22 protein-coding genes are annotated in these 17,307 nt (G+C 38.3%); 7 read left to right on the top strand and 15 right to left on the bottom strand.

All coding sequences use genetic code 11. The annotated features are described in order from the left end of the window. Positions 1–3 precede the first annotated feature (3 nt). The gene (locus tag BANA01_RS08830) at positions 4–873 is read right to left on the bottom strand and encodes a MurR/RpiR family transcriptional regulator (protein WP_063252682.1); all 870 of its coding nucleotides are present in this window, start codon (positions 871–873) and stop codon (positions 4–6) included. A gap of 223 nt (positions 874–1,096) precedes the next feature. Here BANA01_RS08830 and BANA01_RS08825 point away from each other — a divergent pair, with 223 nt between their 5' ends. After that, the gene (locus BANA01_RS08825; RefSeq protein ID WP_063252680.1) at positions 1,097–1,495 is read left to right on the top strand and encodes a YkvA family protein; all 399 of its coding nucleotides are present in this window, start codon (positions 1,097–1,099) and stop codon (positions 1,493–1,495) included. Between the two features lie 146 nt (positions 1,496–1,641). Here the strand turns inward: BANA01_RS08825 and BANA01_RS08820 are convergent, their stop codons facing one another. The 12 genes from BANA01_RS08820 to BANA01_RS08770 all read right to left on the bottom strand — a co-directional run bounded on the left by BANA01_RS08820 (position 1,642) and on the right by BANA01_RS08770 (position 11,469). Then, positions 1,642–2,001 carry a hypothetical protein gene (locus BANA01_RS08820; RefSeq protein WP_063252678.1) on the bottom strand — a complete coding sequence of 120 codons (360 nt, stop codon included), beginning with the start codon at positions 1,999–2,001 and terminating at the stop codon, positions 1,642–1,644. Positions 2,002–2,194: 193 nt separating this feature from the next. Further along, positions 2,195–2,767, bottom strand: coding sequence for a thermonuclease family protein (locus BANA01_RS08815; protein WP_063252676.1), 573 nt, complete (start codon positions 2,765–2,767; stop codon positions 2,195–2,197). A 17-nt stretch (positions 2,768–2,784) separates the two neighbouring features. Further along, positions 2,785–3,204, bottom strand: a complete 420-nt coding sequence (locus BANA01_RS08810) for a hypothetical protein (protein ID WP_063252675.1) — start codon at positions 3,202–3,204, stop codon at positions 2,785–2,787. 42 nt (positions 3,205–3,246) lie between these two features. Further along, positions 3,247–4,509, bottom strand: coding sequence for a DnaB-like helicase C-terminal domain-containing protein (locus tag BANA01_RS08805; protein ID WP_063252674.1), 1,263 nt, complete (start codon positions 4,507–4,509; stop codon positions 3,247–3,249). Continuing rightward, positions 4,506–5,468, bottom strand: a complete 963-nt coding sequence (locus BANA01_RS08800; RefSeq protein ID WP_063252781.1) for a DnaD domain protein — start codon at positions 5,466–5,468, stop codon at positions 4,506–4,508. The genes BANA01_RS08805 and BANA01_RS08800 overlap by 4 nt, the downstream gene beginning before the upstream one ends. Before the next feature lie 239 nt (positions 5,469–5,707). Beyond that, positions 5,708–5,851 carry a hypothetical protein gene (locus tag BANA01_RS29485; protein ID WP_157411748.1) on the bottom strand — a complete coding sequence of 48 codons (144 nt, stop codon included), beginning with the start codon at positions 5,849–5,851 and terminating at the stop codon, positions 5,708–5,710. Next, positions 5,821–6,921 carry a GerAB/ArcD/ProY family transporter gene (locus BANA01_RS08795; RefSeq protein ID WP_063252673.1) on the bottom strand — a complete coding sequence of 367 codons (1,101 nt, stop codon included), beginning with the start codon at positions 6,919–6,921 and terminating at the stop codon, positions 5,821–5,823. The genes BANA01_RS29485 and BANA01_RS08795 overlap by 31 nt, the downstream gene beginning before the upstream one ends. Before the next feature lie 31 nt (positions 6,922–6,952). After that, positions 6,953–7,174, bottom strand: coding sequence for a hypothetical protein (locus BANA01_RS08790; protein ID WP_063252672.1), 222 nt, complete (start codon positions 7,172–7,174; stop codon positions 6,953–6,955). Next, positions 7,171–8,364: a Ger(x)C family spore germination protein gene (locus tag BANA01_RS08785; protein ID WP_063252670.1), complete on the bottom strand. Its 1,194-nt coding sequence runs from the start codon at positions 8,362–8,364 to the stop codon at positions 7,171–7,173. Before BANA01_RS08785 ends, BANA01_RS08790 begins: the two co-directional genes overlap by 4 nt. After that, a complete protein-coding gene (locus BANA01_RS08780; protein ID WP_235847091.1) occupies positions 8,364–9,875 on the bottom strand; it encodes a spore germination protein in 1,512 nt (503 codons plus the stop codon). The genes BANA01_RS08785 and BANA01_RS08780 overlap by 1 nt, the downstream gene beginning before the upstream one ends. Before the next feature lie 596 nt (positions 9,876–10,471). Then, positions 10,472–10,654, bottom strand: a complete 183-nt coding sequence (locus BANA01_RS08775; RefSeq protein WP_063252668.1) for a hypothetical protein — start codon at positions 10,652–10,654, stop codon at positions 10,472–10,474. 335 nt (positions 10,655–10,989) lie between these two features. Then, on the bottom strand, positions 10,990–11,469 hold the full coding sequence (locus tag BANA01_RS08770) for a GNAT family N-acetyltransferase (protein ID WP_063252667.1): 480 nt from the start codon (positions 11,467–11,469) through the stop codon (positions 10,990–10,992). Between the two features lie 237 nt (positions 11,470–11,706). Between BANA01_RS08770 and BANA01_RS08765 the strand changes: the two genes are divergently transcribed. After that, positions 11,707–12,285, top strand: coding sequence for a cysteine hydrolase family protein (locus BANA01_RS08765; protein ID WP_063252665.1), 579 nt, complete (start codon positions 11,707–11,709; stop codon positions 12,283–12,285). A gap of 24 nt (positions 12,286–12,309) precedes the next feature. Here BANA01_RS08765 and BANA01_RS08760 read toward each other — a convergent pair whose 3' ends face one another. After that, positions 12,310–13,047, bottom strand: coding sequence for a YqcI/YcgG family protein (locus BANA01_RS08760; protein ID WP_063252777.1), 738 nt, complete (start codon positions 13,045–13,047; stop codon positions 12,310–12,312). Between the two features lie 255 nt (positions 13,048–13,302). On the opposite strand from BANA01_RS08760, the gene BANA01_RS08755 reads away from it, so the two are divergent. The 4 genes from BANA01_RS08755 (at position 13,303) to BANA01_RS08745 (ending at position 14,610) form a co-directional block, all read left to right on the top strand. Beyond that, on the top strand, positions 13,303–13,863 hold the full coding sequence (locus BANA01_RS08755) for a TVP38/TMEM64 family protein (protein WP_063252663.1): 561 nt from the start codon (positions 13,303–13,305) through the stop codon (positions 13,861–13,863). A 104-nt stretch (positions 13,864–13,967) separates the two neighbouring features. After that, on the top strand, positions 13,968–14,234 hold the full coding sequence (locus tag BANA01_RS08750) for a hypothetical protein (RefSeq protein WP_063252661.1): 267 nt from the start codon (positions 13,968–13,970) through the stop codon (positions 14,232–14,234). Beyond that, positions 14,191–14,382: a hypothetical protein gene (locus BANA01_RS29480; RefSeq protein ID WP_157411747.1), complete on the top strand. Its 192-nt coding sequence runs from the start codon at positions 14,191–14,193 to the stop codon at positions 14,380–14,382. Before BANA01_RS08750 ends, BANA01_RS29480 begins: the two co-directional genes overlap by 44 nt. Before the next feature lie 30 nt (positions 14,383–14,412). Then, on the top strand, positions 14,413–14,610 hold the full coding sequence (locus tag BANA01_RS08745; RefSeq protein WP_063252659.1) for a hypothetical protein: 198 nt from the start codon (positions 14,413–14,415) through the stop codon (positions 14,608–14,610). 457 nt (positions 14,611–15,067) lie between these two features. On the opposite strand, the gene BANA01_RS08740 is transcribed toward BANA01_RS08745, so the two are convergent. Next, positions 15,068–16,222 carry a YecA family protein gene (locus tag BANA01_RS08740; protein ID WP_063252658.1) on the bottom strand — a complete coding sequence of 385 codons (1,155 nt, stop codon included), beginning with the start codon at positions 16,220–16,222 and terminating at the stop codon, positions 15,068–15,070. A gap of 172 nt (positions 16,223–16,394) precedes the next feature. Here BANA01_RS08740 and BANA01_RS08735 point away from each other — a divergent pair, with 172 nt between their 5' ends. Continuing rightward, on the top strand, positions 16,395–17,267 hold the full coding sequence (locus BANA01_RS08735; RefSeq protein WP_063252657.1) for a LysM peptidoglycan-binding domain-containing protein: 873 nt from the start codon (positions 16,395–16,397) through the stop codon (positions 17,265–17,267). The last annotated feature ends 40 nt before the right edge of the window (positions 17,268–17,307 follow it).

Genomic DNA, 17,307 nt, shown 5'->3' with positions numbered 1-17,307 from the left:
TGTTCAACTCCATCTATCTGCAATAAAACTATTTTGAAAATCATCGTATTTAACCCGTTGCGTGTTGTAATAATCTGGGTCATTTGTCATCATGCCCGTTACCAATACATTGAGAAAGGAAATCAGTGCCGGCATAAGATCAATGGTTGACAGCTGCGGTTGTTCTAATATAAAGGCATACGAACAATACTTGTGAATGGGAGCCAGTCGAGAGTCAGTAACCGCGAGTACCGTTATACCGCGCTCATGAAGTTCCTTAGCAATGTTAATCGGCTCTTTAAAGTAACGATGCAGGGAAATGACGACGACAACGGAATGTTCATCGATTTCTTGCAGCGTCCGAATGAGTTCCGCTGTTCCTGTGGCGACAAGCTTCACATTCGGCCGCAGAATGTTCATCGTAAAATGCAGCCAGTGCGCACCTAATTGTGAGGCGCCAGCACCAATAATATAGATATTTTTCGCTTCATGTAATTTACGGGTCGCTTCATCAAACCATTGTTTATCAATTTGTTTAGCAATTCTGATAATTTTAGAGCTGTCTTCGCCCATCGCTTTTTCAATGAGACTCTGATCATTGAAAAGCTCTTTTTTTGAAGAAACATACGTATCAAGCGTACTATTCGTTGAATGGTTAAAAACCAATAGGGTAATTTCTTTTTGCAGCTGGGCATATCCTTCCAGTCCAAGTGCATAGCAGAAACGAATGACCGTCGTTTCGCTGGTTCCAGCTTCCTTCCCGACTTCAGCAGCAGAATGAACGCCGATAAATGTCGGATTTTTTAACACGAAGTTCGCGACTTTTTGCTGAGCCTTTGATAGCTCATGAAAAATCAATTCAATTTTATCTTTGATTGTTTGTGTGTCTTCCAAAAAGAATCCTCACCTTTTATCGGATATCAAATGAAGTTTAGACTTCATTTTAATGTTTTTAAATTTATCACAAATTTTAAACAATTACAATAATGAATTCTGAAAATTTAAATCTATCATAATATTTACATCTAGCCTATCAATCCTATCCATTGTAATGGGCAAAATGTATTCAGTTTTCTCCTGATTTGTTTTATAATTAATAATAAAATAGGAGAATTACATGGAACAACAAAGCACTTTAACAAAGTTAAAAAACTACGCAAGAAAACTAAAACAAAATTTGTTCGTACTATATTTATCCTACAAAGATCATCGAGTTCCTTGGTATGCAAAATTGGTCGCTATTTGTGTGGTGGCATATGCTTTTAGTCCGATTGATTTAATACCTGACTTCATTCCTGTATTAGGTTATCTCGATGACCTCATTATTGTTCCATTGGGCATTTCACTTGCTCTGAAATTAATACCCTCTTACATTATTGAAGAAAACAAAGAAAAGGCTGAAGAAATCAGGAAAAATGGTAAACCAAAAAACTGGTTTGTTGCTCTATTATTCTTTCTGGTTTGGCTTTTACTTGCGTATTGGATTGGAAAATTATTATACAATTTATTTACTTAATAATTTGGGGATATTATGCTTTTTGCATATTCCCTAACTCTTGTTCTCAATCGTTTATGTGCAATTTTTCACATACTTATTTATTAAAAAAGAGTCGTATAAAACGACTCAATTTGTAAATTAACCTTCCTATACTAGTAATTACTTTATCTATTAATTACAGTACATCTCATTGCTCCTCTACGGATTAACTCCTCTGCTCTTGTTAATGAAATTCTAACAAGGACAGCTTCGTCTTGATTGTTTTCCACGTCGAAAACCAAGAATGCTTGTCCATTTTCTATTAAAACACAAATGAATTCTGCATTGTTACGTGGCATACGCTCTCTGATTGTACAACGTTGGACACCCGCTCTAATTAATGTTCTAAATTCCCTCTCAGAGATTCTGATAAAAACAAATTCTTCTAAATTAATAGCTTCCACTTCAATTTCTACTAGTAAAAAGAAGCGATTTCCAATTCGTACTACACAATTAGCACCAATTTCAACAACTTCATTATTCATTACTTTTCACCTCCATCTCTATTACATTAAATTCAAGAGGAAGGAAAAGTGATTGGACAAACATACAATAATTTAAAAATAATTGCATAAAAATAGATGTTGCCGAAACAACACCCTATTCCACTAACCGTTTATTTAGTTGGGGTTTAAAGTCTATTGGGCAAGGACCCACACCCTAACACTTTTTTTCGTTTTATTGTATACACCCATGAAAACCCCATTTCGTCACAAAATACCTGCTACTCCAGATATTGATTTTCCCCCTTTTTGCTAGATTTTCCTCCTCCCTATATAGTTCAAGGTATATATATGGAGGATTCATGATATAAGCCACTCTAGCGTATCCCTCTTTTAAAAGAATTCCCTGAACCGATTCTCCATCTACATAAACATAGGCTAACAGTCTTCCATATGAATCTCTTACGTCTCCCTGTTCAAATTCTAATGTTACCTTTCCGCTTTTTACTAATTCGCTATTCCGCAATAATGCTTCCTTTGCATACAATTGGACACAGGTTTTTGGACTTTTCGATTCTGGTGTATCAATCAATAAATAGCGCACCGTTTCTATTTTTCCGTGAACAACTACTTTAATGGTGTCCCCATCAATGACATCGACTAACGTAACAGGTACTACACTTACTTGATTTTCGGTCACCTTAAGGAGGGGCTCTGGCACATTTTCTTCTTTCAGTGATGACTCTGAAAAGTATGCGATACTGGCAGCAGCTGCGATCATGACGATAACTCCCGTTCTTTTTCTCATAACAGATCCCCTCTCCCTTACCGTGTAAAATACCCTGCAATCGCTGGAAATTCCTCAATCCCCTGCCTCATGTCCCGAAACGAAATCACATCATTTCCTCTATAAAACTGGAAATCTAGTGGATATTCATGACAGTTCAATGGGCTATTACCAAATGTCCTCCTATAATACTGGATGGCACTTACCTCGCTAGCTGCAAAGATAAAAACAAAATCTCTTTGATTCATTTTCATTGAGTAGACACACATTTTTTGAATTCCTAAAAAATCGTTCTTTATCATTTCTTCTACTTTTTGTAGGTCTGCTTCTACTAAATCTATCTTGGAAGAGTCGTCATCTAATAATAGTTTTTGTTGTTCGAGTAAATGGTAGATGTAATGGGCGACGGAAGAAATTTTATTTTGTAAACAATCAAGATATAGATCTTTTACTAACATGTTCTAGCACCTCAATAGTAGATTTTTTTCGTGCCTGTATGGTTAGATATGGCTATGGTTGTATTCCTTTTGGTCCTCAATCTTTCCTGTATGCTCACTATAAGCGACAGCGACGGTCCCAACTGGGCCATTTCGATTTTTCGAGACAATGATTTCTAGGGATTGATTGTCACTTTCCTTGTCATAATACTTTTCTCGATATAAGAACAAAATGAGATCGGCGTCCTGTTCCACACTTCCTGATTCCCGAATATCAGACATCATCGGCTTTTTAAGCGCTCTTGATTCCACCGACCGATTAAGCTGAGCCAAACAAATGACCGGACACTCAAATTCCTTTGCCATCGTTTTGAGGGATTTGGAAATTTCCGTAACCTGTGAATGGGAATTTCCTCCGTACGATTGACTTGATTGAATGAGCGTTAAATAATCAATAAAAAGAATTGGTTTCTTGTGTGGAAATTGATTCATCATTTTTCGTGTTTTTGCTCTCATTTCAGAAATACTTTGTCCAGCGCCATCAAAAATTTGGATATTGGTTTCTCCAAGATCACCAATAACATCTGACCATTGATTCTTTTGTTTTTCAGATAGCATTCCTTTTGGATCCCGCATTTTTGCCCGGTTAAATCCCCCTGTTGACGCCATTAAACGGGAGGTGATGAGCTTTTCAGGCATTTCTAGGGAAAAGATGAGTGGCAGATAGCCTGCCCAACCCGACATTTTGGCAAAATGAAGCATTACATCGGTTTTTCCCATCGATGGTCTTGCTGCTAGAATGGTCACTTCCCCATTTTGAAAGCCACCCGTTACTTCATCTAGCTTCTTGATTCCAGTTGTGGCACTTTTCAGTTGTTTTTGCTCTTCCCAGGGAGCTTCATAGATATCAGCCAACGCTTGTTGTAAGGATGTATGATCCTCCATCTTTATTTGGTTAATTTTATCGAGTTGGGTTATGACTTTCCCAATCTCCCAATCATTCATGGCTGCAAGTGTTAAAATGTTCCTCTTTTCCCGTTCCTTCCACTGTTCAAGAATGAGCTTTTCCATACCATTGAATTTCACAAGATCGGCATATGATAACAGCTCCGAAAGATAAGACATTCCACCCAATGATTCCAGGTTGGGCAATGTGGTAAAGGTAATTAAATCGATACTCTTACCTGTCCGGTTTAACTCAATCATTTTTTGCATGATTTCTTTATGCCGTGTACTTTCAAGGTGGTCAGGTTGTATGATGGTATCCTTAAGTAAATACTCCGCCTTCATTAAGCTTCCTAAGAATGCTTTTTCGACGATACTCATTCCTCTTCACCTGCCGTAAGGTCAAGTACAAATCCACTTGGTACATCTCTTCCTCCAGGTAACGATGGTTTATGTTTTTGTTGGGAAATACCCTTTTGGTTTTCCTGAAAATATTCAATTTCTTCTATTGTTAGTAAAGATTCATTCTCCCAATTCTTTAGAATCCCCACCAAATATGACAGCCTTCTTTTGTTATTGGCACATGCAATATGCAACGCTTTTAAAATCACAGCTTTCGGCTGCAGGAAGCTAGAATCATCTAACCAAGATAATAGCTGCTCCTTTGCATTTACGTTTGTAAACCCAAATCCATTATTGTCCCAAAACTCGATAATCTCTTTAACATCCGCCAGTTGTTGGTTATCCTGCAATGGATTCCTTTCGATTATTGGTTGAAAAACATTTTGTTGGTTTTCTTCTTGTCTACATGTCGTAGTACAATCAGTATAGGTATCTTCAATCTCTTCACTTACGGACACAGGATATGTATGTTTTTCACCTTGATCACGGACTTCCACGCTGCAAGCTAACTCTTCATTTTTATAAAATGTTTCATATAGTCTCCGGAATTCCTGTTTATGAATCGATTCCATCACAAATGGAATTAATGAAACATCTTTGACATTTTTTAATTCGGAAAAAATACAATCCATCATGGGTTTCCCTGCTTTATCAAAGTTGTTTTCTCCCCAATTTTTAATCGCGAGCTCTCTCGTTTCAGAATTGTAGCGAATCAACCCATGATGCCGGATGAATCGTTCCATTAACGACTGAACACTTTCAATGGAATACCCCATATCAAAAGCCATTTGCTTTTTCGTAATTTTATAAATGCCAATTTGCGTTGTCCGTGGATTTGTTAATAGATATAAATAAAAGTATCTGTCCTCTGGTGTCATCTCCTCCGAAACAGCTGGATCCATCCAAAAATCAACGCGTATTTTTCTAAACTTTGCCATCCTCAACCACTGCCTTTCTCCTAACAAGTGCTTTCATACGTTATATATAGATAAAGGGGGAAAAAGGTCATAGCTATTTCGAAAATTTGTGTAAGTTTTATGACAAAAGAATTTTAGGGTGCCTGTCACCTTATTAACTTATCGAGTACATATCCACAAAAAAACACTCACAAATGTTGACCATTCAACATTTGTGAGTGTTTTATGTAAGAAGATACGTTGTGTTCTATAAATGGATGTTACTCTATATTTGGACAGTGAGCTTCTTGTTGTTGTTTTTTTTCTTCTTCTTTTTCTTCTTCTTGTTCACGTATCGTATTACGAGTCGTACACGTATCGTCCCCCCGCATAATCACTGCATGAACGATTTCGGTTTTTTCCAACGTATGACCGCCACACATAGAAGTAAACTGGGAATGATTAGCTGAATCGTTAAGAAATAATAAGGCACCGTTGTACCCATTCCTCGAATCATGTCTTCAAAAGAAGGAATGGTCCAGACTGAAAAGAGGATGATTAAAAAACCAATGGGTAAAACAAATGGTTTATAACTTGGCAATTTCAGCCACTGTGAAGTACCAAGAACGACCATATAAAAAAAGGCAGACAGTTGAATGAAACCGCCAAGAACCCACACAGCAATAATGATCGACTCAATGTGTTCAAAAAATGAACCGACACTAACAAATCGTGCCGCCTCAAACACTGGGAATTGTAGATTGATAAGGATATCCCCAAATAAAAAAAGATTTCCAAGGTTCATTAAGACCATCGTCAAAACACTTGCGACGACTGAGACTATTCCCCATTTCATTACTTTTTGTTGCTTCGTTACTAACGGGAGCAAGAACGACATCAATGAATATTGACTTAACCAGGCGTGTGGTGCCAGCGACCCTTTAATGGAGGGCAGTACCCCATCTGCCATGATCGGCAGCATATTTTTCAGATTCAAATCAGGAATCAGAAAGATATAAATTAGTACATAGGAAACGAAAACAATCGGCAAAAAAAGCACCGCACATCGTCCAATCGTTTGAATGCCCCCATGAACCGCTATGGCACAAGAGATGGCTATACTTCCGGTCACAAAAAGCATAGGTGTTCTATGCAAAAAAGCACTTTCGACAAATTCGCCGTACTCTCTAAATGCGATGGACGTATCATGCAATAGAAAAAACAGGTAAAGGAAGGCGATGATTTTTCCAATGGTCCGGCCAAGTATAAGTTCACAATATTCGATGAGTGTTTTCCCTGGAAAGTACCTAGAGAGTATGACGATAATCACGACGATAAGGAAGCCGCTCAAAGAACCCCATATGGGAGACAGCCACAAATCACGTTTTGCATGCTGTGCTGTGATATATGGAATATAAAGAATGGCTGTTGCACTAACGGTTGCATACATAATGAGGGCAAGCTCCAGACCTGAAATTCTACCTTTTTCAATCATCTTGTTCCTTCCTTTACTAACAGGAGTTTCTTTACCAAAACGGCTTAAATGACTTATAGAGGAAATCAATCATTTGCCCTGGCCCCGGCATTTCTGGAAAAATCACAAGTAAAACAGCAAGGACCCCATTCACCATCATGATCGAAAAAAAAGCTATCTTTTCCCTTTTTCCACTTCTTTTCAACCCCGGCCGTTGAATCAAAAAAATAAACAAAAGTATAACGATTATCCCTAAGATTCCAAGAACCTTCATCGCTCGGCACCTCTTTTATGTTTTTCATCTGCCAAACCGGTTCTTTGGATCTTGACCTTCGTGTCAAAAGAAACGGCTATCTCCGGAAAAATTTCATTCCACTGATCTCTGTTTTTTTTCCAAATTTGCGGATATTTTTTCTCAAATTCATCTGCAAAGCCTAAAATATCAGCGTTTAACTTTTTCTGAAGTTCCGTCATCACGAGCCGTTCTCTTTCTTCTATCTCATAAACCACCTTTTTCTCAGCTTTCTTAATGACGTTTGGATCGAATAAATTGAATTCTGTCGTATTTTGAAAGACTTCTAGGTCTGCATTCGTTTTAATGCGCATGCTCCATTTGCCGTTTTTAATGGAAGGGATTAATTTATTATGGCTCCTTAACAGATTTAAGGATATGGAGCCTTCTTCACCTGTAAAAGAAATGGTAATCACACCGGTTTTCATCTCATTTCTTGGCCAAAGAATTCCCCTAGTTTCTTTATCACTTAATCTTCCTACCATTTTTCCATCCTTAAAAACCGCTGCTCCCTTAATGATGGGAATGGCCTTTTTTTTATCCATTTGTGTTGGCGGGAGGTTTTCAACCCATGGCAGCACAGCTACATTGGATGTATGGGATAGCATTTGCAATAAATCCTTTACCGTTACTCTAACTCCAATATGTGATTTGACTATTTTTCGAAGTTGTATGGAGGCGTCTTTTTCCAATTCCGGTATGGCCTTCAAAACCGTCTTTGCCTTTCCTTTCGCAACCAATACATCGGCACGTATACGAGGTTCCGAGTGCCGCATCCAAAAATCAATTTGTTCGCTAATTCCTTTTTTGGCTAGTTTATCACCAATAAGGATCACTTCACTTTGCCCCCAAAAAATCTTCCTTGTCAATGCTTCCTGAAGCCGTGCCATTGCATCTGCAATCGTTTTACCCTCAGCTGATCTCACAAAGGATTGGCCGCTGCTGCCTCCACTTGACATCTCATTTCCTTGTCCACTTTGCTGGGGGCGTGGAATAAAGACAAGAACGGAGAGCTCGATATTATTATTTTTCCCTTTATCCATACCTGCTGCCAGAATAAGAGCTAGGTCATTTATTTCGGTTCGATCCCAACATCCTGTAAGGACCATCGAGGAGAGGAAAATCAGCAAGAATAAAGTAAACGTCCTTTTGATTGCTTGGATTTTACACATCAACCACCATCCCCTTTCTCTGGACTGGGCATTTGATTCTCGGCTTCACGTCTTCGGTTACGAGTATCTTCTGAAAACAATTCAGGCCGTGTATCCATGGCCCACCACGGGGCACGAACCAAAACATCCTTTACATTTCGAAGCTTTAGTCCTGCAGCCGAATTGAGATAGGGTACACCAAAGGATTTCAGTGTACAAAGGTGTGCAACAATGGTGGTAATTCCAAGCATAACGCCCAATAGACCTAACATACCGGATAAAATCATGATTGGGAATCGGAGTAGTCGAATCGTGATACCGGCCGCATATCTTGGCACTAGAAACGAAGCGATACCTGTAATGGCCACCACCATAACCATCGGTGATGAAACCAAACCCGACGCAGTCGCTGCTTGCCCAATCACGAGCGCACCGACAATACTGACAGCCGCTCCGACTTGTTTTGGCAATCTCACACCTGCTTCTCTTAGTGCCTCAAACGTGACTTCCATCATAAACGCCTCAACCAATGCGGGAAAGGGAATTTGTTCACGACTTTGAGCGATCGTTAAGAGCAGTGAGGTTGGAAGCATTTCTTGATGAAACGTTAAGATCGCCACATACGCTGATGGTGCAAGCAAACCGATGAAAAAGAATATATAGCGCAGCCAACGGATCAATGTGCTGATGTAAAATGGATTATAGTAATCCTCGGGTGCCTGTAATAAACTTGAAAACGTACAGGGGGCAATAAGACTAAAAGGAGTGCCATCAATTAAAATAATGACACGGCCTTCTAATAGACATGCTGCAGCAACATCCGGACGTTCCGTGTTTAATAGCTGCGGAAAAGGAGAAAGGGGGCTATCCTGGATCATTTCCTCAATATATCCGCTTTCTAAAATTCCATCCATCTTGATTCGCTTTAGTCGATGGGTAACTTCATTTACTAAAGTGTTTTCGGCTAATCCTTCGATATATGCCACAATGACTTGTGTTTCGGTGTAACCGCCAATCGATATTTGTTTCATTTTTAATAGTGGATGACGAATTTTCCTGCGTAATAGGGAGGTGTTCACGCGTAATGTTTCAACAAACCCTTCCCTAGGACCGCGGATGACGGTTTCTGCGTCAGGTTCCTTCATACTGCGTTTTTCCCACTTCGGCAGGCCAACCGAAATTCCCATTGTTTGTCTTTCAATCAAAATGATTGGGTTGCCAATCGAAATCTGCTTAAAAATATCAGGTATCGTGGAGAATTCCTTGATATCTGATACCGAAATTTCCTTTTTCACTCGCTCAAATATCGGACCCTCTATCGGGTTTTTCAACTGGATCAGCGGCATCAGTACATGCTGGTCGATTTCTTCTGTATTTGAAAGGCCATCTATGTAAAGAAGAACAGCGTTAATCTCACTGCTGATGCTAAAGTCTCGGAATACTACGTCAGCGCAATCTTTATAGGCGGATTTCAGTATGTCTATATTTATATCTAAACTTGGATTTAGGGGGATTTCCGGAAGTGAATTCATCGATTCCTTAAATTGTATATTGGGAGTATCCCCCCTTTTTTTCCTAAACCCCATATTTTTCATTACTGGACCCCTTGATATGTGTTAAGGATATTCTTTGTAAATACTGTAAAAATAATGCTAAAATTTCCAAAGCAACTCATTTTTAAAAACATAGGCTATGTTAAATAAGGATGTTGATTTACCCTCTAGTAACCAGCGAAGTAAAATAAGCGGAGAATTTCCGGTTAAATGCAGAATGGAGCCTTTTTCAGGGTTAATAAGGGGAGGTTTTCAGGTTAAGCACAGCAATCTTATCCGTTTTCACGTATTTCAGGTCAATAGGCGGAATCTCTCCGTCTATATAGGCTACTTTTATGAATTATTACTAGTTAAGAGAGATTTTTCCGTCTATATAGATTCTTAAAATGAATAACATCAACCATAACCTTTAACACAGCAAAAAAATAAAAAAGACACTGCCGTCGTCCATATACAGTGTCTTCATGTCCTTATCAATTTATAGTTATGAATCTATCATGTTCTGAATTCTTATCTTGTATTGCCTCCATGGATTTTCCCCATATAACCGGAGGCCTCCTCACTCAATTAAACTATTAATTTTTATTATAGATGCTTGGAGAAAAATATCCATTCGTATATCTGTTTGTTTCCATTTCGGATGGAGTCCGTTTTTCTAATTCCTGTTGTCTGTTACTATTTTTCCATTGGTCATACGTTAATGGACGCTTCCTGTCATCGTTTAAAAATTTGATATAATCATTACCATATATAAACATGGTATCACCTCCATTAAAAAATGTATGCGCTTTCATAACTATCATACACCAAACTGTCAAAAATGTGTAGCCTTTAGTCATGGGACTATTCTCACCGTAAAAAACCCCTATAAAAGGCTCCGCGTCTATCATAAATTGTGAAAATCACACCATCATTTCAAGGGAAATGTTTAATTAATTACACCCCTTTTGGATTACAAAAAATAGCCTGGCCCCAAATAACCAGACTATCCGCCTTTCAAAGGCTCATTGAACTAACGCCTTCGTTTTCTTTTATGTACATCTCTTCTTCATCTTTGCTAACCCATCGGTTGAATTAATAGTCTTATTCTGATTTATCCTAATTCTTTTATATACCAAGCGTCCATCGTACTATGTTCTGAACCATCTAATGGTCTTTCAAGTTGTTGGAAACCTAATTTGCTATAAAGGAGATTCGCCGTTTGGAGTATCTTCATTGTTTCTAAGTAACAGTGGGTGTAATGTTCCTTTGCGAAGTCGAGTGCTACTTTCATAAGCTCCTTCGACAGACCTTTACCTTGAGCTTCAGGTGTAATATAAAGCTTTTGCAGCTCGCATACCCCCGTCTTCTGACCAAATGGTGCAATCCCCACGCCGCCTACCACTTCATCTTGTTCATTCACAGCAACCCAATACTTTGCATTTGGTTGTTCCTTGTAAAATTGGGCAAGGTTACTTAGTTGGGGATCAAAATAGGCTGTTCCTGGAATGTTTAAGTTAAACGATTCCAATGCGCGTTTAATAATTTGCTCCATTGTTTGATTGTCTCTTTCTTCCATTTCTCGAATCCGCATGTTTCATTCATCCCCCATATCTAAATAATTTTTATTTTAATCTTATTTTTCTAATCATTCAATACTACTGACTCTTTGTTCAAGTAACGCACTTGTTGAAGAAGATTAAGACAATTAAAGTTTTCTATAATCAATTTATGTAGCAGGTTGGGTAATCACACACACAAGGTTTTCCGTTTAAATTTTTACATTCGACCTAATAATAACGAGAAATCCCAAAATATGGAGGACAATCACATGAACCAATTTTTAGAACTGCCTGCCCTGCTCATCCTCGACGTTCAAAACGGCTTTGATGACCCTTTTTGGGGAGAACGGAACAATCACGATGCAGAGCATAATATTTCAAAATTGCAAAAGGAATGGAGAAAGAGGAAAGGACACATCATCTACACCAAACATCTATCCTTACTGCCGGACTCCCCTCTGCACTATAAAAACAAACACGGTACAGAGTTTAAAGATCTCGTAAAACCACTTCCTAATGAAACCATTTACACAAAAAATGTCAACAGCGGTTTTATTGGTACAGAATTAGAAACCTATCTCAAAGTCAATCACATCTTTACCGTCGTTATCACAGGCTTGTCTACTCAGCATTGTGTATCAACTACTACCCGGATGAGTGCCAACCTTGGATATCAAACATTTTTGGTAGAGGATGCCATTGCGGCATTTGGCATAACAGACCATAAAGGGGTATATCATGACGCGGATTCCATTCAGGAGTATGAGTTAGCGATGCTGCAAAAAGAATTTGCCACGATTGTAACCACTGACGATATTCTTAACGAACTTAGCCATTTGAAAGTGTAAGCGCAGGGTGTCTCCTGCGCTGGTTTATTTGTCCAACTTTAACAATCTCAGCATCCGATGATAAGGACATTTTGACAATGAAGTATCATCATCTCGCAAAAAATATTGTCTCCACTCAAAGTTATCGTCGCCACCGTAATTGTTCAAGTCTGGATGGATAGGGGCCGAATCGTAGTTGGCCAATCTTTTTCGGATGTTGGCTTTAATGTTCCTTGCAAAACCCTCCTTCTTACTAAACTCCTGCAGTACCCACCTAGGGGTAATCGCGAGCATTAAGACATCAAAATGCCTGCTTTGGCGGTTAACATGGGCAGGGGTCGCGCAATACATAAAATATTTTTCTCCATTAAAACAAAACTCCCAAATTGGATTATGAGGATCCGCAGGTATATCTGCCGGCCAGTAAGATGGATCGAGTGAAGTCAGACCGCTCAGTTGTTTCCAGAATAACTGCTCATAATCCTCTACTGTATAGGTATCCCTTAGATCCTCAGGTGTTTCATAGAAAATAATCAGCGAAGTATAGGTACCGAATTTTTTTGACTCACGTGTAAATCCGCTCAGAAGTTCTGCCAGTTCAAGTAAAGAGTCTGTATTCCGCGGGTCTCCAATAAATCCATAACGTAATTGGTTTTTTGAAAAACCGATGGTGGCAGGTATACAAGGAAAAGGCCGATTTTTATCACTCATCTTGAAAGAAAAATTCTCTAGTGCCGTTCGTTCCCACTCGTGCAGCTGATCTCGATTTGAAGGGGTATCCATGTATAATTCTTTCACATTGTTCACCTCCCATTTTTTCACCAGTATATTCTGGGGCTTATACAGATGAGAGATGTCCGTGGACAAATGGGCAGACTCTAAGAGTAAGTATATTCAAGGCGAGGTTATGTACTATGAATGGCTTAACAGTCAATCTTAATTAAAAAGTTAAGAATTTCTTAAGGAAATATATACCAATATCATAAGATTCCTCTCTTATAATTGAAAATGCAAATTCAAAAATGAGGTGGACATTTTATGGAGTATTTATTTCATGGAAATCAGTTCGTTGTGGCCATTATTTTCTTTACCATCTGTTTTCTACAACCAATCTTGCTACCTTTTCCGGAAGCAGCAACTGTTGGGGCTGGTAGTGCTGTACTTGGTTCATTTCCTGCAGCAAGTATAAGTTTTATAGGTACGCTTTCAGGGATCATGGCTGCCTATTTCATCGCTAGGTTTGGGGGCCAAAAGCTAATTAGAAAATGGGTAAAGGAAAAACATATGCAGCAATATGAACGTTATGTATCGAGAAACGAGATAAGCATTTTATTACTATTATTCGTGATTCCTATTTTACCTGATGAAATCATATGTTTTGGAGCAGGAATAAGCGGAGTAAGCTTGAAAAAATTTCTTTTTATTGCTTGTGCCTCAAAACTAATCACATCATTCTCTTTAGCCTATTCCGTAGATTTTGCACAGTCCTTATCTTTAACCCATACACAGTTCAGTGTACTACTCATTGTCATTTTCGGTATTGTCCTGTTGACCTCTTTGATCAGTAAAAAGATATTAGTAAAAAGAGATAAAACTTAGAAGGAATGCGCAGTGTTTTTACATAAACAGATAGGATGTTAGCCGTTACTGGTTGTCCCATTATTGCATTTACTATTAAGACTATATTGAAAAGAGGCTTAAATATGGGTACTAGACCTTGTATAGTAAAATCTAGCGGGCTCCTAGTCAATCTAAATGAGGAAACGCTGCAAATTCTTATCAATGTTGCTAATCTGAACAAGGAAGGTTCGCGGCGCGTGAAGGTTGAGGTTTTTGACTGGACATTTAATATTCCCATTGAAGTACCAATTACTTCTTTCAATGGACCGGAAATTACACCGGGTGATGGAGGTCCAATTACTATTCATGCACAAACTGGAGCAGTATTGCGCTACCGACTTTTTAGATGATATGCTTATTCTCGTGTACGAAGTTAGAGTGACGTTTTTTGATTGTGACGATAATGTTTTAGTAACTAGCAACGGACTTAGCAAGATTAACGGTGGAAATGTCCCAGGACAAACGGTTCTTGATACTGACTTTAGAACATTGGATTAGAAGCTATCCTTCATCTAAGAGAAAGGAGTGATGAAGTTGGATAAAACACCTAACCATAAATGGATTAAATTAAAACAAGTTCTTCCACCCACTCACCCATTCATCCGAATAAAAGAAAGTGCACCAATATCTTTGGATAGAACGCAATGGTTAACGAAACTAAGTAAAATAATCCCTACCCACCACTCTATTAATCAAATCCTAGAACGTAATGTCGACAAGAACTGATATAAACCCAGCATTTATTGAATAAAAAAAGGCATTCAAAGGTCGCCCCAGGCTGTCGAGGAAGTCTCGACAGCTCTTATTTTGACTATGAATAAACAGGGACTAGTACGATTTTTCTTCAAGAGCCTGTATTGAGGACAAATCCTTGCTTGGTGCTCATGCGATTTGTCCTTAAGACCCTGTATTGAGGACAATCCTTGCCTGGTGCTCTGGTGATTTGTCTTCAAGAGTCCGTATTGAGGACAAATCCTTGCTTGGTGCACACACGATTTGTCTTCAAGAGCCCGTATTGAGGACAAATCCTTGCTTGGTGCTCATGCGATTTGTCCTCAAAGCACATAAAAGTAAAAAATTGCCGAGAAAGATACCTTTCTCGACAATCAAAAGGCCTCCAGTGTAGTCCCTAATCATCATTATTCTCGTATAACCAAACCAATGCACAAAGGTTTAAACTATTTTATTTCCCACAGCATTTTTTATATTTTTTGCCGCTTCCACAAGGGCATGGATCATTTCGGCCAACTTTATTTTCGGTTCGGACTGGAGCAAGTGGGAGATCATTCCCCATTTGTCTAAAGTCTAGTTCCCTTTCCAGTGCTACCTGTCTCCAAAAATTTAATTCTCGATGCTCTAACCCCAGTATAGAAAAGTAGCTATACACGGTCTGTTCGATATCAACAAGGCCAGAACTTTCATCTAGCTTCATATGTTTGTTAATCTCAGGCAGAGCTTCTTCCGAAAGCTGGTGACACAGTGCTTCGATTAGAATATCTTGATGATCCAATTCTTTTGCAGAACGATAGGCTTCTCTTAGAACTTGAACCGCATAGTCTGTTTTTATGTTTTCTATGATGGAAGCGGCATAAATGATGGAATTATCTTTTCTTAGATAAGGTGCTACTTCCCTTACCACCTGATCACTTTGGAAACTGATTAACGTTGCTGATAGTTCTTCTAACAAACTGTCATCATCGCGATCTAATAAGCGAACCAATAAAGGAATATGTCTTTCTAATTTTAACAATCCAATCATATAAACCGCTAAGATTCCATTAAAGGAAAACCATTGTTCCTTTAGCTCCTCTTCTAGTACAAGATCTATTTCGTTTTCTGTAACCCAGCCCTTTTTCACCAAACAGGCTGCCAGATTTTTTGCTTTGATATAGAAATCTCGTTGCTCGGAACCGGCCCGCTCAAGGTCATTTAGGATTTGACCATACTCTGAGTACACTTCTTCTTCCGTACCATGTATCAATAGATCATACAAGGACCATGTACTTTTCGGAATGTATTCTTGAACCTGTTCTTTGTATTTAAGAGCAATTTCCGGTTTGATATGGTGAACCAGTCTCACCGCTAAATGGCGTTTGGACGGTTCCATTAATGGAATATTTTCCATTAAAATCTTAACAGCCTCTTCATTGAAGGTTTGATTTTCTACATAAATGAAGATGGAGGATTGTTTTTCTTTATTTCTAAAGGCTTCCTTCAGTAATTCATTGGTCCATTCTTCTGGAACATGCGGATAATCATGCAGCGCATGCAGAACTACATCTTGAATTAAAATATCATCGCTAATCAAGTGCGGTTTAATTTTTTCTAAAAATGTCATGATGTATCCTCTTTTTCTTCCAATTTTCAATACAAGTATTGTACTCTATAGTCCCGAAAAAGTAAAAAATGAGTAAACTCCGCCCATTTTTGGTTTCAAACCATAATTGGGCTTATTTATTCGCATCCAAACCGGTTTTAACTCGTCAAAATAGATGAGGTGATAAGATAACATGAAAAAATTTAAACGTTTCATGCAAGTTGTTCTCTGTACAGTGTTGATGGGGTCATTACTTTATTTCGGTAATGGGAAGGCATTTGCCGAGGATCAATATATTACGATAAAGAAAGGTGATACTTTATATAGCATCTCTAAGAAATACAATATTTCCATTGAGGATTTAAAGGAATACAACCAATTAAAAAGCAATAAGATTATTGCTGGTCAAACGTTAATTATTCCTGATTTTGAACAAACAAAACCTTTGTATATTGCTGTTGCTGGTTCTTTTAGCAAGAAAAGTAATGCAGATAAGCGAGTCGCATTTTTGAAGAAGAAAGAGATTGAAGCAATTGTCGTTAAAAAAGTGATAAATGGTAAAACGTATTATCGCGTTCAGGCTGGTGCCTTTTCGAGTAAATCCAAAGCGGAGAAAATGATCAAGAAGTTAAAGAATAACGGGATCAAAGACGGGTTCTTTTTAACGGAGAAGCCTCTCCAGATTAATGGAATCACAGTAGGGTCTTCTTATAATCAGCTTGTTCAAAAATTCGGGAAGCCAACTAAAACAGAAGAAGTTAAAAATACCAGGTCACTTTATTATAAAAATGAAGGTGCTGGAGTTCGTGTAACCATTAATCTAGCCAATAATTCCATTGAACAGCTGCAAGTGTATCCAGAATTTCTGAAAGCAGCTTCTATCCCAACCGAGAAAAGTAAAATCCTTAATGCTTATGGAAACCCGAATGAAATCAACATCATAAGCTGCTATGAAAGTGCCACTTGTGAACAAATCATCTATCGATTTAATAAAAACGAATTAATCGTTCAAATTGATCGAGATGGTAAGACGGTTCAGTATTTAGATTTACGGAAAACGAAGTAAGATAAATTACAATTTTACTAGAAACAAAAACGGGAAACCT

Origin of the sequence: Neobacillus niacini NBRC 15566, from assembly GCF_001591505.1 — a bacterium.
Taxonomy (GTDB): Bacteria; Bacillota; Bacilli; order Bacillales; family Cytobacillaceae; genus Neobacillus; species Neobacillus niacini.
Note: the sequence above shows the minus strand (reverse complement) of the source record. Positions and strands in the feature narration are given on the sequence as shown.

Coding starts and splice junctions, on each gene's coding strand:
- BANA01_RS08825 (WP_063252680.1), top strand. CDS start 1,097: ATGGAACAACAAAGCACTTTAACAAAGTTAAAAAACTACGCAAGAAAA.
- BANA01_RS08820 (WP_063252678.1), bottom strand. CDS start 2,001: ATGAATAATGAAGTTGTTGAAATTGGTGCTAATTGTGTAGTACGAATT.
- BANA01_RS08815 (WP_063252676.1), bottom strand. CDS start 2,767: ATGAGAAAAAGAACGGGAGTTATCGTCATGATCGCAGCTGCTGCCAGT.
- BANA01_RS08810 (WP_063252675.1), bottom strand. CDS start 3,204: ATGTTAGTAAAAGATCTATATCTTGATTGTTTACAAAATAAAATTTCT.
- BANA01_RS08805 (WP_063252674.1), bottom strand. CDS start 4,509: ATGAGTATCGTCGAAAAAGCATTCTTAGGAAGCTTAATGAAGGCGGAG.
- BANA01_RS08800 (WP_063252781.1), bottom strand. CDS start 5,468: ATGGCAAAGTTTAGAAAAATACGCGTTGATTTTTGGATGGATCCAGCT.
- BANA01_RS08795 (WP_063252673.1), bottom strand. CDS start 6,921: ATGATTGAAAAAGGTAGAATTTCAGGTCTGGAGCTTGCCCTCATTATG.
- BANA01_RS08790 (WP_063252672.1), bottom strand. CDS start 7,174: ATGAAGGTTCTTGGAATCTTAGGGATAATCGTTATACTTTTGTTTATT.
- BANA01_RS08785 (WP_063252670.1), bottom strand. CDS start 8,364: ATGTGTAAAATCCAAGCAATCAAAAGGACGTTTACTTTATTCTTGCTG.
- BANA01_RS08780 (WP_235847091.1), bottom strand. CDS start 9,875: ATGAATTCACTTCCGGAAATCCCCCTAAATCCAAGTTTAGATATAAAT.
- BANA01_RS08775 (WP_063252668.1), bottom strand. CDS start 10,654: ATGTTTATATATGGTAATGATTATATCAAATTTTTAAACGATGACAGG.
- BANA01_RS08770 (WP_063252667.1), bottom strand. CDS start 11,469: ATGCGGATTCGAGAAATGGAAGAAAGAGACAATCAAACAATGGAGCAA.
- BANA01_RS08765 (WP_063252665.1), top strand. CDS start 11,707: ATGAACCAATTTTTAGAACTGCCTGCCCTGCTCATCCTCGACGTTCAA.
- BANA01_RS08760 (WP_063252777.1), bottom strand. CDS start 13,047: ATGGATACCCCTTCAAATCGAGATCAGCTGCACGAGTGGGAACGAACG.
- BANA01_RS08755 (WP_063252663.1), top strand. CDS start 13,303: ATGGAGTATTTATTTCATGGAAATCAGTTCGTTGTGGCCATTATTTTC.
- BANA01_RS08750 (WP_063252661.1), top strand. CDS start 13,968: ATGGGTACTAGACCTTGTATAGTAAAATCTAGCGGGCTCCTAGTCAAT.
- BANA01_RS29480 (WP_157411747.1), top strand. CDS start 14,191: ATGCACAAACTGGAGCAGTATTGCGCTACCGACTTTTTAGATGATATG.
- BANA01_RS08745 (WP_063252659.1), top strand. CDS start 14,413: ATGAAGTTGGATAAAACACCTAACCATAAATGGATTAAATTAAAACAA.
- BANA01_RS08740 (WP_063252658.1), bottom strand. CDS start 16,222: ATGACATTTTTAGAAAAAATTAAACCGCACTTGATTAGCGATGATATT.
- BANA01_RS08735 (WP_063252657.1), top strand. CDS start 16,395: ATGAAAAAATTTAAACGTTTCATGCAAGTTGTTCTCTGTACAGTGTTG.